The organism is Paraburkholderia youngii, from assembly GCF_013366925.1.
GTDB classification, from domain to species: Bacteria; Pseudomonadota; Gammaproteobacteria; order Burkholderiales; family Burkholderiaceae; genus Paraburkholderia; species Paraburkholderia youngii.
Map to the genome: position 1 here is coordinate 4,230,657 of NZ_JAALDK010000001.1, position 13,936 is coordinate 4,244,592.

11 protein-coding genes are annotated in these 13,936 nt (G+C 65.1%); 8 read left to right on the forward strand and 3 right to left on the reverse strand.

The genetic code is table 11. The annotated features are described in order from the left end of the window. Positions 1–33: 33 nt before the first annotated feature. Positions 34–2,097, forward strand: a complete 2,064-nt coding sequence (ligA, locus tag G5S42_RS19445) for an NAD-dependent DNA ligase LigA (protein WP_176108282.1) — start codon at positions 34–36, stop codon at positions 2,095–2,097. Next, positions 2,097–2,630: a peptide deformylase gene (gene def, locus G5S42_RS19450; protein WP_176108283.1), complete on the forward strand. Its 534-nt coding sequence runs from the start codon at positions 2,097–2,099 to the stop codon at positions 2,628–2,630. The genes ligA and def overlap by 1 nt, the downstream gene beginning before the upstream one ends. Before the next feature lie 96 nt (positions 2,631–2,726). Here def and G5S42_RS19455 read toward each other — a convergent pair whose 3' ends face one another. The 3 genes from G5S42_RS19455 to map are packed head-to-tail and all read right to left on the reverse strand — an operon-like array spanning position 2,727 to position 8,347. Further along, positions 2,727–4,847 carry a pseudouridine synthase gene (locus G5S42_RS19455; protein ID WP_176108284.1) on the reverse strand — a complete coding sequence of 707 codons (2,121 nt, stop codon included), beginning with the start codon at positions 4,845–4,847 and terminating at the stop codon, positions 2,727–2,729. A gap of 6 nt (positions 4,848–4,853) precedes the next feature. Further along, a complete protein-coding gene (locus tag G5S42_RS19460; protein WP_176108285.1) occupies positions 4,854–7,433 on the reverse strand; it encodes a [protein-PII] uridylyltransferase in 2,580 nt (859 codons plus the stop codon). Between the two features lie 29 nt (positions 7,434–7,462). Beyond that, entirely contained in the window at positions 7,463–8,347 is an 885-nt protein-coding gene (gene map, locus G5S42_RS19465; protein WP_309235153.1) for a type I methionyl aminopeptidase, read from the reverse strand. Between the two features lie 482 nt (positions 8,348–8,829). Between map and rpsB the strand changes: the two genes are divergently transcribed. From rpsB to G5S42_RS19495, 6 genes are all read left to right on the forward strand, one after another. Further along, positions 8,830–9,582 (forward strand): 30S ribosomal protein S2, encoded by a 753-nt coding sequence (gene rpsB, locus G5S42_RS19470; RefSeq protein WP_013089705.1) that lies wholly within the window; start codon positions 8,830–8,832, stop codon positions 9,580–9,582. Positions 9,583–9,799: 217 nt separating this feature from the next. Then, the gene (gene tsf / locus G5S42_RS19475; protein ID WP_176108287.1) at positions 9,800–10,681 is read left to right on the forward strand and encodes a translation elongation factor Ts; all 882 of its coding nucleotides are present in this window, start codon (positions 9,800–9,802) and stop codon (positions 10,679–10,681) included. 222 nt (positions 10,682–10,903) lie between these two features. Beyond that, entirely contained in the window at positions 10,904–11,617 is a 714-nt protein-coding gene (gene pyrH / locus G5S42_RS19480; RefSeq protein WP_013089703.1) for a UMP kinase, read from the forward strand. Positions 11,618–11,713: 96 nt separating this feature from the next. Beyond that, positions 11,714–12,274: a ribosome recycling factor gene (gene frr / locus G5S42_RS19485; protein ID WP_013089702.1), complete on the forward strand. Its 561-nt coding sequence runs from the start codon at positions 11,714–11,716 to the stop codon at positions 12,272–12,274. Between the two features lie 61 nt (positions 12,275–12,335). Further along, a complete protein-coding gene (gene uppS / locus G5S42_RS19490) occupies positions 12,336–13,118 on the forward strand; it encodes a polyprenyl diphosphate synthase (RefSeq protein ID WP_176108288.1) in 783 nt (260 codons plus the stop codon). After that, entirely contained in the window at positions 13,112–13,933 is an 822-nt protein-coding gene (locus tag G5S42_RS19495) for a phosphatidate cytidylyltransferase (RefSeq protein WP_176108289.1), read from the forward strand. The genes uppS and G5S42_RS19495 overlap by 7 nt, the downstream gene beginning before the upstream one ends. The last annotated feature ends 3 nt before the right edge of the window (positions 13,934–13,936 follow it).

Consider the following 13,936-nt stretch of genomic DNA (forward strand, 5'->3'; position numbering starts at 1 on the left):
TCCGACTTTCATTATCGAGAAGCTTCCGACCGCATGGCCCGATCCTCCGTCCCTTCTTCCGCAACCAGTGCTCCGGCCGAACGCGCCGCGTGGTTGCGCGCGGAACTCGAACGCGCGAACTACGCGTACTACGTGCTCGATCAGCCGGATCTGCCGGATGCCGAGTACGACAAGCTGTTCAAGGAGCTGGAGCGCATCGAGACCGAGCATCCGGATCTGATCGTGCCCGATTCGCCGACGCAGCGTGTCGGCGGTAAGGCCGCGAGCGGTTTCGAGCCGGTCGTGCACGATCAGCCGATGCTGTCGCTGAACAACGGTTTCGCCGACGAAGACATCGTCGCGTTCGACAAGCGCATCGGCGACGCGCTCGGCAATAACGCGAGCGAGCCGCCGGTCCCCGTCGACTACGCGGCCGAGCTGAAATTCGACGGTCTCGCGATCTCGCTGCGCTACGTCGACGGCGTGTTCGTGCAGGCGTCCACGCGCGGCGACGGCACGACTGGCGAGAACGTCACCGAAAACGTCCGCACGATCCGCTCGATTCCGCTGAAGCTGAAGGGCAAGCGCGTGCCGCACGTGCTCGACGTGCGCGGCGAAGTGCTGATGTTCAAGCGCGACTTCGAGCGCCTGAACGAACGCCAGCGCGCCGCCGGGCAACGAGAATTCGCGAACCCGCGCAACGCGGCGGCCGGCAGCCTGCGCCAGCTCGATTCGAAGATCACCGCGCAGCGGCCGCTGTCGTTTTTCGCGTATGGGATCGGCGTGCTCGACGGCATCGAGATGCCGCCCACGCATAGCGAACTGCTCGACTGGTACAAGGAGATGGGCTTGCCGGTCAATGGCGAGCGTGCGGTCGTGCAGGGCGCCGAAGGCCTGCTCGGCTTCTTCCACGCGGTCGGCGAGAAGCGCGACAGGCTACCGTACGACATCGACGGCGTCGTCTACAAGGTCAACCGGCGCGACGAGCAGGACAGGCTCGGCTTCGTGTCGCGCGCGCCGCGCTTCGCGCTCGCGCACAAATTCCCCGCACAGGAAGCGCTGACGAAGCTCGTCGCGATCGACGTGCAGGTCGGCCGCACCGGCGCGATCACACCGGTCGCGCGGCTGGAGCCGGTGTTCGTCGGCGGCGCGACGGTCACGAACGCGACCTTGCACAACGAAGACGAGGTGCGCCGCAAGGACATCCGCATCGGCGACACGGTAATCGTGCGGCGCGCCGGCGACGTGATTCCGGAGGTGGTCAGCGCGCTGCTCGAGCGTCGTCCGGCCGACGCTCGCGAGTTCGTGATGCCGACGCAGTGCCCGGTGTGCGGCTCGGCGATCGAGCGGCTGCCCGACGAGGCGATTGCCCGCTGCACGGGCGGGCTCTTCTGTCCGGCGCAGCGCAAGCAGGCACTGTGGCACTTCGCGCAGCGCCGCGCGCTCGATATCGACGGCCTCGGCGAGAAGATCATCGATCAGCTGGTCGAACAGAACCTGGTCCGCACGCCGGCCGATCTGTTCAATCTCGGCTTCGCGACGCTCGCGGAGCTCGACCGCTTCGCCGATAAATCGGCGCAGAACCTGCTCGACTCGCTCGAAAAAGCCAAGCACACGACGCTCGGCCGCTTTATCTACGCGCTGGGGATTCGCCATGTCGGCGAATCGACCGCGAAGGATCTTGCGAAGCACTTCGGCTCGCTCGATCCGATCATGGATGCGTCGCTGGAAGCGCTGCTCGAAGTCAACGATGTGGGGCCGGTCGTCGCTGAATCGATCCACCAGTTCTTCGCCGAGGACCACAACCGCACGGTGATCGAGCAGCTGCGCGCGCCGGGCAGAGTCACGTGGCCCGAGGGGCCGCCCGCGCCGAAGGCGCCGCAGGGCGTGCTGGCCGGCCAGACGGTCGTGTTGACCGGCACGCTGCCGAACCTGTCGCGCGAGGATGCGAAGGAAATGCTCGAAGCGGCCGGCGCGAAGGTGGCGGGGTCGGTTTCGAAGAAAACCAGTTACGTGGTGGCGGGCGCCGACGCGGGCAGCAAACTCGCGAAGGCCGAGGAACTCGGCATCCCCGTACTCGACGAAGATGGTATGCGCAAGCTCCTGGAGGGGCACTGATGATTCACGACATTCTGAAGATGGGCGACCCGCGCCTGCTGCGAATCGCCGAGCCGGTCGATCACTTCGACACGCCCGAGCTGCACCGGCTCGTGGAAGACATGTTCGAGACCATGCACGCGGCGAATGGCGCGGGTCTTGCGGCACCGCAGATCGGCGTCGATCTGCAGGTGGTGATTTTCGGCTTCGGTTCGAACGAGCGCTATCCGGACGCGCCGCCAGTGCCGGAGACGGTGCTGATCAATCCGACCATTACGCCGGTGTCGCAGGACATGGAAGAGAGCTGGGAAGGCTGCCTGTCGGTGCCGGGACTGCGCGGCGTGGTGAGCCGGTTTTCGATGATCCGCTATCACGGCTTCGATCAGTTCGGCAATCCGATCGACCGGGTCGCCGAGGGCTTTCATGCACGGGTCGTGCAGCACGAATGCGATCATCTGATCGGCAAGCTGTATCCGATGCGGATTACCGATTTCTCGAAGTTCGGCTTTACCGAGGTCCTGTTCCCCGATCTCGATCCGAATAGCGACGACTGACACGGCTGCCGCCAACAAAAAACCCACGCCTAAGTGCGTGGGTTTTTTGTTATGCCGATGCGCCCGCTCTGAGCAACGAGGCGCATTGGACGGACTTCAGAACGACTCGTCTTCCGACAGATAGCGCCACTGTCCCGGCGGCAGCGCGCCGAGCATCACGTTGCCCATGCGCACGCGCTTCAGGCCCACCACTTCGAGACCGACCAGTTCACACATGCGGCGAATCTGACGCTTCTTGCCTTCGCGCAGCACGAAACGCAGCTGCTCGCCGTTTTGCCAGCTGACTTGCGCGGGCTTGAGCGCGACGTCGTCGAGCGACAGGCCATGGCGCAGCAGCGCGAGTTTTTCGGCCGGGAAGTGGCTTTCGACGTCGACCGTGTGATCGCCGTAGGCGACGCGCACCAGATACTCCTTGTCCACGTCCGAGTGACCGCCGATCAGTTGCTTCGCGATGCGGCCGTCCTGCGTCAGCACCAGCAGGCCCGTCGAATCGATGTCGAGACGTCCGGCCGGCGCGAGCTGGCGCAGATGCGACACCGAGAAGCGGATGCCCGAATGGTCGCCTTCCCAGCGATTTTCCGGCGTGACGAGCGTGATGGCCGGCTGATAGCCGTCCTCCGCCTGTCCCGATACGAGGCCGACCGGCTTGTGGACGATCACGGTCACCTGGCTCGACTGAAAGGCTTCGGCGGCTGGATCGATGTCGATGCGCTGATCCGGGAACACCTTGGTGCCGAGCGTGTCGACGCGCTCGCCGTCGACCATGACCCAGCCTTTCTCGATCCACTCGTCGGCCTCCCGGCGGGAGCACAGGCCGAGCTTGGACATCAGCTTCGACAGACGTAGCATGCCCGGCGCGTCTTCGCGATCGCGGCGGGGCGGGTGCGGGGTGTCGATGGTGGTGTCGACCGGTTGGGCTGTTGCCGATGCCGACGTTCGCGGCTTGGCGGCGCGGGCGGGCCGGTCGTCGCCGAAGCGGCGGTTCGCGGCTGGCAGCGTGTCGCCAAAGCTGCGCGCAGGGCGCTCGCGACGCTCGGTACGTTCACCGCCGCGTGCGGCGCGGTCGCCGGACTCACGACGCGAGGGCGTCCAGTCGCCGCGTGCACCGCGGTCGCCGCGGTCCTCACGCGTGGCGCGCGCCGGACGCTCGGTGCGCTCGCCGTAGCCGCCTTTTGCGGGTTTCCCGAAGCTGCGCTCGCCACGCTCGCCTTCGAAGCGGCGCGGGGCGCGGTCGCTGCGCTCGCCTCGATCACCACCGCGACGCTGCTGCGGCTCGCCGCGATCGCTACCGAAGCGCGGACGATCGGCGGCATCGCGCTCCCGGCGCACCGGGCGGTCGTCACGCCCGCTGGCTTCCGACGGTCTGCCTGCGCCTGCGCGTGGACCACTGAACGGACGGCGTTCGCCGTCGTCGCGGCGCGGTGAGCGCTCGCCGCGCTCCGCATTGCCCTCGAAACGACGCGGCGCGCGTTCTGCGCGCTCGCCGAATTCGCGACGGGGCGCGCGTTCGCCGCGCTCAGCGCCGCCTTCGAAGCGACGCGGTGCGCGTTCACTCCGCTCGCCGAATTCGCGCCGTGGAGCACGTTCGCCACGCTCAGTGCCGCCTTCGAAGCGACGCGGCGCGCGTTCACTCCGCTCGCCGAATTCGCGCCGTGGAGCACGTTCGCCACGCTCAGCGCCGCCTTCGAAGCGACGCGGCGCGCGTTCACTCCGCTCGCCGAATTCGCGCCGTGGAGCACGTTCGCCACGCTCAGTGCCGCCTTCGAAGCGACGCGGCGCGCGTTCAGTCCGCTCGCCGAATTCGCGCCGGGGGGCACGCTCGCCACGCTCAGCGCTGCCTTCGAAGCGACGCGGCGCGCGTTCAGTCCGCTCGCCGAATTCGCGTCGGGGGGCACGCTCGCCACGCTCAGCGCTGCCCTCAAAACGACGCGGTGCGCGTTCTCCGCGTTCGCCACGCTCAGCCGCACCTTCAAAGCGGCGCAGTGCGCCCGCGGCAGCCGCACCCCGTTCGCGCGGACCCGACCCTTCGGCACGCGGCGCGCGGGCACCGGCGCCCGCCGGCTTCGCGCTGACCGGCCGCGTCGCGCCACCCTCGGCCTCGAAAGGCTTCGGCCGCGCTGGACGGGTCGGTTTACGCGCCGACGCGCTGCCGGGGCGGACAGGGGCCCGTTCGGACGACGCCGGCCGCGGATGCTTCGCTGTTAATTTGTTTCGCATGAAATCTCACACTGCGATCGCGCGCAGCAGTTCGGTCTCGACCTGAATTTGCAGGCGGTTGTCCGACAGGCTGTGTCCTTCGAGCAGGAACACGTCCTCGACGCGTTCGCCGAGCGTATTGATCCGCGCCGAGGCGACGCCGACCCGGTGCTCGGCCAGCACGCGCGCGATCGAATAAAGAAGGCCCGGCCGGTCGTTCGCCGACACGGACAGGATGTAGTATTGGCCGCGCTCATCGGCCCGCAGGTCGACACGCGGCGTAATCGGGAAGGTGCGCGACAGCCGCGACAGCCGGCCCTTCGACGGTCCCGGCAGCAAGGTGCCGTGGCCCGCGAGCCGCGCGGTCAGTTCCTGCTCGACCAGATTGGCGATGTCGCGATAGTGCACGTCCTCTTCGGTGTGCGTGACGAGGAAGTTGTCGAGCGCGTAGCCGTGGCGCGTCGTGCTGACGCGCGCGTCGAGCACCGACAGGCCGTTGCGGTCGAAATACGCACAGATGCCCGCGAACAGATCGGGCTGGTCCTTCACGTAGACGAGCACCTGCAGCGCCTCGCCGATCGGCGACGGCCGCGCGCGCACGAGCGGCGTTGGCGTTTCGACGTGGCGGTACAGCACGCGGGTTTGCCACGCAATGTCCGCCGCGTCGTGGCGCAGGAAGTAGCCGACGTCGAGCTTGTCCCACAGCGCCCGTTGCGCGCCTTCCGGCACGGTTTCCAGACGCAGCAGCGCGAGCGCTTCTTCCTTGCGCGACTTCAGTTCCGAATGCTCGTCCGGTTGAGCGCCGCCCAGCACGGCGAGGCTGGTGCGGTAGAGGTCTTCGAGCAGTTTGCCTTTCCACGTGTTCCAGACCTTCGGGCTGGTACCGCGGATGTCGGCGACGGTCAGCAGATAGAGCGCGGTCAGACGCCGCTCGGTGCCGACCAGTTCGGCGAAGCGCTTGATCACTTCGGGGTCGCTGGTGTCCTGCTTCTGCGCGACCTGGCTCATCGTCAGATGCTGCTGCACGAGCCACACGACCAGTTCGCCATCCTCGCCTTCGATGCCGTGCTGCCGGCAGAAGCGCCGCGCGTCGGCCATGCCCAGCGTGGAATGATCGCCGCCGCGCCCCTTGGCGATGTCATGAAACAGCGCGGCCACGTACAGCACCCACGGCCGGTCGAAGTTGGCAATCAATTGGCTGCAGAACGGGTATTCGTGCGCATGCTCGGCGATCGCGAAGCGGCGCAGATTGCGCAGCACCATCAGGATGTGCTGATCGACGGTGTACACGTGATACAGGTCGTGCTGCATCTGCCCGACGATGCGCCGGAAATTCAGCAGATAACGCCCGAGCACGCTGGTCTGGTTCATCAGCCGGAACGCATGCGTGATGCCGGCCGGCTGTTTCAGGATTTCCATGAAAAGCCGGCGGTTCTCCGGGTCGCGCCGCCAATGCTGGTCCATCACGTCACGAGCGTTGTAGATCGCGCGCAGCGTGCGCGCCGACAGACCCTTCACGCCGGGGGTGCGCTCGTAAAGCAGGAACGCTTCGAGGATCGCGTTCGGCTCGCGCTGGAACACGTCGTCGGACGTGATTTCGAGCATGCCCTGCTTTTCGACGAAGCGATCCGACAGCACGCGCGTGATGCCGCTCGTGTTCGGAAACAGCTGCGCCTCGATGTTCTGGATCAGGATCGTCGCGAGCTGCGTGACTGCTTTCGCGGCCCAGTAGTAGCGGCGCATCAGTTGCTCGCTCGCGCGCTTGGTCGCGGTCGGCCTGAAGCCGAAGCTTTCGGCGACCGGCGTTTGCAGGTCGAACACCAGGATGTCCTGACGGCGCCCGGCGATCACATGCAGCCGCGCGCGCAGCGCCTTCAGGAAGCTCTCGTTGCGGCGCAGCTCGCGCGCCTCGCGCTCGGTGATCAGTCCGCGCGCTTCGAGCTCGCGCCAACTGCTGCCGAACCCGGCCGCCTGCGTGATCCACAGGATCAGCTGCAGGTCGCGCAGCCCGCCCGGGCTTTCCTTGATGTTCGGCTCGAGCGCGTACGGCGTGTCCTGAAACTTCGCGTGACGCTGGCGCATTTCGAGCACCTTCGCCTGGAAGAACGCCTTCGGGTCGAGCGCTGCACGGTAGCGTTGGGCGAAATCGTTGAACAGCGCGGTGCTGCCGGTGATGCGACGGGCTTCCAGCAGCGAGGTACGCACCGTGACGTCGTTGGCCGCTTCCTCGAGGCATTGCGACACGCTGCGCACGCTGCTGCCGAGTTCCAGCCCGAGATCCCACGCGAGGCTGATGAAGCGCTCGATGCGCGCCTCCAGATGCTCGAGCCGCGTGTCGGGCAACAGCACCAGGATGTCGATGTCGGAGTGCGGCGCGAGTTCGCCGCGCCCATAGCCGCCGACCGCGACGAGTGCGAGATCGTCGGGCAGTTCGCAGGTGTCCCAGGCGGCGCGCAGCGAATGGTCCGTGGCGCGCGCCAGCGCGGCCATCAACGCGTCGACGTTGGTGGCCGTTCGAAAGCGTTCCAGCAACTGGGCTTTGGCCACTTTGTAGTCCGCCTTGAGCGACGAGGCATGGGAGGGGGCGACGGCTGGAACGCTACTCATTGGCAGACGGAAGGTGAGGTCGGAATCGGTCAGGCGGTAGCCGCGACCACGGGCGGACGCGCGGGCGTACCGGCCGACACGGTCAGCACGTCGTAGCCGGTCTCCGTGACGAGCACGGTATGCTCCCACTGCGCGGACAGGCTGCGGTCCTTGGTCTTGACGGTCCACTGGTCGGGCATCGTGCGGATGTCGCGGCGGCCGGCGTTGATCATCGGCTCGATCGTGAAAATCATGCCGGCCTGCAATTCGAGGCCGGTGCCGGGGCGGCCATAGTGCAGGATCTGCGGATCTTCATGGAACACGGTGCCGATGCCGTGGCCGCAATATTCGCGCACCACGCTGTAGCCGAGGCCTTCGGCGTGCTTCTGGATCGCATAGCCGATGTCGCCGAGATGCGCGCCGGGGCGCACCTGGTCGATGCCCAGCCACATGCACTCGAAGGTAGCCTGCACGAGGCGCCTCGCCATGATCGACCCTTCGCCGACGATGAACATGCGGCTGGTGTCGCCGAAGTAGCCGTCCTTGATGACCGTGATGTCGATGTTCAGCGCGTCGCCGTTTTTCAGGGCCTTGTCGCCGGGAATGCCGTGGCAGATCACGTCGTTGACGGAAATGCAGGTGGCTTTCGGGTACGGCGGGTAGCCGGGCGGCTGGTAATTCAGCGGTGCGGGGACCGTGCCCTGGTCCTTCAGCATGTATTCGTGGCACAGGCGGTCGAGCTCGCCAGTGGTGACGCCGGCCTTGACGAACGGCGTGATGTAGTCGAGCACTTCGCTCGCGAGCCGACAGGCGACGCGCATCTTCGCGATGTCGTCTTCGTTTTTGATGGTGATAGCCATGGTTTCCTCGGAAGCCTTGCTGGATAAGGCTTGCTGGGTGTTGCGGTGGCCTGGCGGAGGGCGTCTGGTACACACGGAATGCCGGTCGATCCTCGACGATCCCCCGCGGGTGGCGGAATCGAGCCATTTTACAGCAGTGGGGGCGGGCTCGTTGCGCTGGATCAGGCGGTAATGGGCTAAAAGTGATCAAAATCGGTCAATTGGTGGGCCATAGGGCGCCAAGCCGGGATTCGGAGCCCGGCTGTGCGCTCCAGTGCGCACGGCTATCCGCCGGTGGTTGGGTCGGTTGAGTCGGTCGATAGTCGCGTGCTATACTCTTTGGCTAAGTCGGTCCTAGTCCGCTTTTATTCGCCAGTCCGCAAATTCGCGCATGGCAACTGGGCGGAACCGGCTTCTCGCGGCAATCCGGTTGCTGACGTCGTGAGCTGGAGAAAGCAGTGTCAGGCAACCAATTCGCAAACCGGCGCACCCAGGGTGTCGCCGCGTTCCAGCCAAAACAAAGGCGGGCGCGGCCGATACGGCAGCCGGCTTAAGACCCAACCCTCGTGGAGAATTTCATGGCAGTTACGATGCGTCAAATGCTGGAAGCAGGTGTCCACTTCGGTCACCAGACCCGCTTCTGGAACCCGAAGATGGCTCCCTTCATTTTCGGTCATCGCAACAAGATTCACATCATCAACCTCGAAAAGACGCTGCCGATGTACAACGACGCGCTGAAGTACGCGCGTCAGCTGGCATCGAACCGCGGCACGATCCTGTTCGTCGGTACGAAGCGTCAATCGCGCGACACGATCGCCCAGGAAGCGCAGCGCGCTGGCATGCCGTTCGTGAACGCACGCTGGCTCGGCGGTATGCTGACCAACTTCAAGACGCTGAAGGTATCGATCAAGCGCCTGAAGGACATGGAAGCGGCGCTGGAAGCCGGTGAAACCGAGCGCATGAGCAAGAAGGAAGCGCTGCTGTTCGAGCGCGAAATGGCCAAGCTGCAGAAGTCGATCGGCGGCGTGAAGGACATGGGCGGCATTCCGGACGCGATCTTCGTGGTTGACGTCGGCTACCACAAGATTGCCGTGACCGAAGCGAACAAGCTCGGCATTCCGGTCATCGCCGTGGTCGATACGAACCACTCGCCGGAAGGTGTGGACTACGTGATCCCGGGTAACGACGACGCCAGCAAGGCCGTCGCCCTGTACGCGGCTGGTGTGGCCGACGCGATCCTCGAAGGCCGTGCCAATGCGGTCAACGAAGTGGTCCAGGCAGCACGTGGCGGCGACGGCGACGAGTTCGTCGAGGTCAACCCGGAAGCGTAAGGCTGCCCAGTGTCCGACATAAAAGGGGGCTTTCTACAGGCCCCCTTTTTTTAAGCCGCGACGCTTGTAACAGATGTTGTAACGGACATCTGGCAGAGTGCTCGAGGTGGTGTGACACGCGTCGCTCGCAAAAATACGCGAAAACGCTGAAACGAATTCCTGCCGCCGGCATCGAAGTGCGGGCGGCATGTGACAGACAGAACTCAAGGAGCAAATGATGGCGGCAATTACCGCAAGCATGGTTGCAGAACTGCGCGCGAAGACCGACGCGCCGATGATGGAATGCAAGAAGGCGCTGACGGAAGCCGACGGCGATCTGGCGCGCGCTGAAGAGCTGCTGCGTGTGAAGCTCGGCAACAAGGCGAGCAAGGCGGCATCGCGCGTGACGGCTGAAGGCGTGGTCGCATCGTTCATCGGCGGCAACGCTGGTTCGCTCGTCGAGCTGAACTGCGAAACCGACTTCGTCTCGAAGAACGACGACTTCCTCGCGTTTTCGAAGAAGGTCGCCGAGCTCGTCGCGACGCAAAACCCGGCTGACGTCGCCGCGCTGTCGGCGCTCCCGCTCGACGGCTCGACCGTCGACGCAGTCCGTCTCGCGCTGGTCGGCAAGATCGGCGAAAACATGTCGATCCGCCGCTTCGAGCGCTTCGAAACCGCCAACAAGCTGGCCGCGTACCTGCACGGCACGCGCATCGGCGTGCTGGTCGAGTACACCGGCGCGGACGAGCAGGTCGGCAAGGACGTGGCGATGCACATCGCCGCGATGAAGCCGGTTTCGCTGTCGTCGGACGACGTTCCGGCGGACCTGATCGCCAAGGAGCGCAGCATCGCTGAACAGAAGGCTGCCGAATCGGGCAAGCCGGCTGAAATCGTCGCCAAGATGGTCGATGGCAGCGTGCAGAAGTACCTGAAGGAAGTTTCGCTGCTGAACCAGACGTTCGTTAAGAACGACAAGCAGACGATCGAACAGATGCTGAAGGCGGCTAGCTCGAGCGTGCAGAAGTTCGCACTGTTCGTGGTCGGCGAAGGCATCGAGAAGAAGCAGGACGACTTCGCTGCGGAAGTGGCCGCTCAGGTCGCTGCTGCAAAGCAACAATAAGCGTTAGCTAAGTTTCACAGCCGTACCGTTTGGACCCGCGGCGAGGCAAGACCTCGCCGCGGTCGGCAGCACCGCAAGGCCGCGCACGGGTTGACCCTCGCCGCGCGGCCGCCGCTGGCGAACGTTTGGGTTCGCCAATTTGGCGGAGCTTGCCCGAATCAGTATTTCACCCCTACATTAGTCCCTTGTTGTTGCCCTGTTCTGCGCGATCTGGATACCTCTATGCCCACTGCCTATAAACGCGTCCTGCTCAAACTCTCCGGTGAAGCTCTGATGGGCGACGATGCCTTCGGCATCAATCGCGCGACCATCGAACGAATGGTGGCGGACGTGGCCGAAGTGGTCCGTCTAGGAACGCAGTTGGCCGTGGTGATCGGTGGCGGCAATATCTTCCGCGGCGTCGCGGGCGGCGCGGCGGGTATGGACCGCGCGACTGCCGACTACATGGGTATGCTCGCCACGATGATGAACGCGCTGGCGCTGCAGGACGCGATGCGCCATGCTGGCATCGAGGCGCGCGTGCAGTCCGCGCTGCGCATGGACCAGGTCGTCGAGCCGTATATCCGGCCCCGCGCGATCCGCCAGCTCGAGGAAGGTAAGGTCGTGATTTTCGCGGCCGGTACCGGCAACCCGTTCTTCACAACCGACACGGCCGCTGCATTGCGCGGCTCGGAAATCGGCGCGGAAGTGGTGCTGAAGGCAACCAAGGTGGACGGCGTCTATTCGGCCGACCCGAAGAAGGATTCGAGCGCGACCCGTTACACCACGATCAGCTTCGACGAGGCAATCGGCCGCAATCTGCAGGTGATGGACGCGACGGCTTTTGCGCTGTGCCGCGACCAGAAGCTGCCGATCCGCGTGTTTTCGATCGTCAAACCCGGTGCGCTGAAGCGCATCGTGCTAGGTGAGGACGAGGGCACCCTCGTCCACGTGTAAACTTCGTTTACATTACATGGGCTTTGACGCGAGCCCGGGCCGCCGCATCGCGCGTGCCGGGCGGCTCGCACCGTTTTGAAGGTTCGGAGGTTTAAAATGTCTGTGGCTGATATCAGGAAGGGCGCTGAACAGAAGATGCAGCGCTCCATCGACGCGTTCAAGAACGACCTGTCGAAGATCCGCACTGGCCGTGCGCACACGGGCCTGCTCGATCATATCCAGTGCGACTACTACGGCTCGCCGGTGCCGATTTCGCAGGTCGCGAACCTGACGCTGATCGACGCTCGCACGATCGGCGTGCAGCCGTGGGAAAAGAAGATGGTTCAGGTCGTCGAAAAGGCGATCCGCGAGTCGGACCTCGGTCTGAACCCGGCCACGCACGGCGACGTGATTCGCGTTCCGATGCCCGCGCTGACCGAAGAACGTCGCCGCGAGCTGACCAAGGTCGTGCGCAGCGAAGCCGAAACGGCCAAGGTGGCCGTGCGCAACCTGCGTCGCGACGCCAACGAGCAACTGAAGAAGCTCGTCAAGGACAAGGAAATTTCGGAAGACGATGAGCGTCGTGCCGGCGACGACGTCCAGAAGCTGACGGACAAGTTCGTCGCCGAAATCGACAAGCTCGTCACGACGAAAGAAGCCGAGATCATGACGGTCTGACGCCGTTCGGCTCAGTCTTTCTGATTTCCACTTCTTTACTGGCACTACTGTCCCGACGGCCATGACCTATACCAGCTCAACCGTGCGCGTGCCTGAAGTCGCCGCGGTGCCGCGACATATCGCGATCATCATGGATGGCAACGGCCGTTGGGCCACCCAGCGGCGTCTGCCGCGCGTGGCGGGCCATACGCGCGGCGTCGACGCGGTGCGGGCGGCCGTCGAGGCGTGCGCGCGGCGGGGCGTCGAATATCTGACGCTGTTCGCGTTCAGTTCGGAGAACTGGCGCCGTCCGAACGAGGAGGTGTCGTTCCTGATGCGCCTGTTCGTCACCGCGCTCGAGCGCGAGATCGGCAAGCTGCACGCGAACGGCATCCGTTTGCGCGTGGTCGGCGATCTCGAGCGTTTCGACGACAAGATCCGTGATCTGATCAAGCGCGCGGAGACCAAGACCGCGCGCAATACCCGTCTTACGCTGACCATCGCCGCGAACTACGGCGGTCGCTGGGACATCATGCAGGCCACCCGCAAGCTCGTCGAGCAGGCGGCTGCGGCCGGCAAACCGGTCGAGGTCAACGAGGACGCGTTCGCCGAGCATCTGTCGATGGCTTATGCGCCCGAGCCCGACCTGTTCATCCGCACCGGCGGCGAGCGCCGCGTCAGCAACTTCCTGCTGTGGCAGCTCGCCTACACCGAGTTCTATTTCACCGACACGTTCTGGCCGGATTTCGACGCCGACGCGCTCGGTCATGCCATCGCTTCGTACGCCGAGCGGGAACGCCGCTTCGGCCGCACCAGTGCTCAGCTCGAGCCGCAATCGCAGAACGTCGATTCGCTTCCATGCTAAAAACCCGTGTCATCACGGCGATCGTGCTGCTTGCAGTGTTCCTGCCTGTCACGCTGTTCGCGCCGGTCGGCGCGTTCGGCGCGCTGATCGCGTTCGTAGTCGTGTTCGCCGCGTGGGAGTGGGCGCGCCTGCTGAAGCTCGGCGGCGCGGGTCCGGTGCTGTACGCGCTCGTCGCGGCGCTCGGGCTCGTCACCAGCACACGGCTGGGCATTGGCACGGAGCATGCGCGGCCATTCTTCCAGGCGGCGGCGATTTTCTGGGTGATCGGCGGTCCTTTCGTGCTGCTGCGCAAGCCGGTGCTCGCGCAGGGCGCGTGGCGCGCCTTTCTGTTTCTTGCCGGCATCGTCGGTTTCATCGCGTGCTGGCATGCTCTCGTCGCCGCGCGCATGCTCGGTGTGCCGTTCGTTCTGTCGCTGCTGCTATTGGTATGGCTCGCCGATATCGGCGCATACTTCTCGGGGAAGGCGTTTGGCAAGCACAAGCTGGCACCCGCCATCAGTCCGGGTAAAACCTGGGAGGGCGCGATCGGCGGCTGGTTGCTGGTCATGATCGTCGCGGCGGTGGCGATCTTTTTGCACGCGTTCGAGCCGACCCTGTATTCTGCGCTGCTGGCGCAACTGGGCGCGTTACGCACGGTGCTCGCGCTGACCCTGCTGGTGGTTTTCAGCGTGGTCGGTGATCTGTTCGAATCGATGATGAAACGCCAGGCCGGCGTCAAAGACTCGAGCGGCCTGTTGCCGGGGCACGGCGGCGTGCTCGATCGCATCGACGCATTGTTGCCGGTGCTGCCGCTCGCGATGCTGCTGCTCGGCTAGAGA

What these genes read in the sequence shown, in the direction of transcription:
- ligA (WP_176108282.1), top strand. Translation starts at nt 34, where the DNA reads ATGGCCCGATCCTCCGTCCCTTCTTCCGCAACCAGTGCTCCGGCCGAA.
- def (WP_176108283.1), top strand. Translation starts at nt 2,097, where the DNA reads ATGATTCACGACATTCTGAAGATGGGCGACCCGCGCCTGCTGCGAATC.
- G5S42_RS19455 (WP_176108284.1), bottom strand. Translation starts at nt 4,847, where the DNA reads ATGCGAAACAAATTAACAGCGAAGCATCCGCGGCCGGCGTCGTCCGAA.
- G5S42_RS19460 (WP_176108285.1), bottom strand. Translation starts at nt 7,433, where the DNA reads ATGAGTAGCGTTCCAGCCGTCGCCCCCTCCCATGCCTCGTCGCTCAAG.
- rpsB (WP_013089705.1), top strand. Translation starts at nt 8,830, where the DNA reads ATGGCAGTTACGATGCGTCAAATGCTGGAAGCAGGTGTCCACTTCGGT.
- tsf (WP_176108287.1), top strand. Translation starts at nt 9,800, where the DNA reads ATGGCGGCAATTACCGCAAGCATGGTTGCAGAACTGCGCGCGAAGACC.
- pyrH (WP_013089703.1), top strand. Translation starts at nt 10,904, where the DNA reads ATGCCCACTGCCTATAAACGCGTCCTGCTCAAACTCTCCGGTGAAGCT.
- frr (WP_013089702.1), top strand. Translation starts at nt 11,714, where the DNA reads ATGTCTGTGGCTGATATCAGGAAGGGCGCTGAACAGAAGATGCAGCGC.
- uppS (WP_176108288.1), top strand. Translation starts at nt 12,336, where the DNA reads ATGACCTATACCAGCTCAACCGTGCGCGTGCCTGAAGTCGCCGCGGTG.
- G5S42_RS19495 (WP_176108289.1), top strand. Translation starts at nt 13,112, where the DNA reads ATGCTAAAAACCCGTGTCATCACGGCGATCGTGCTGCTTGCAGTGTTC.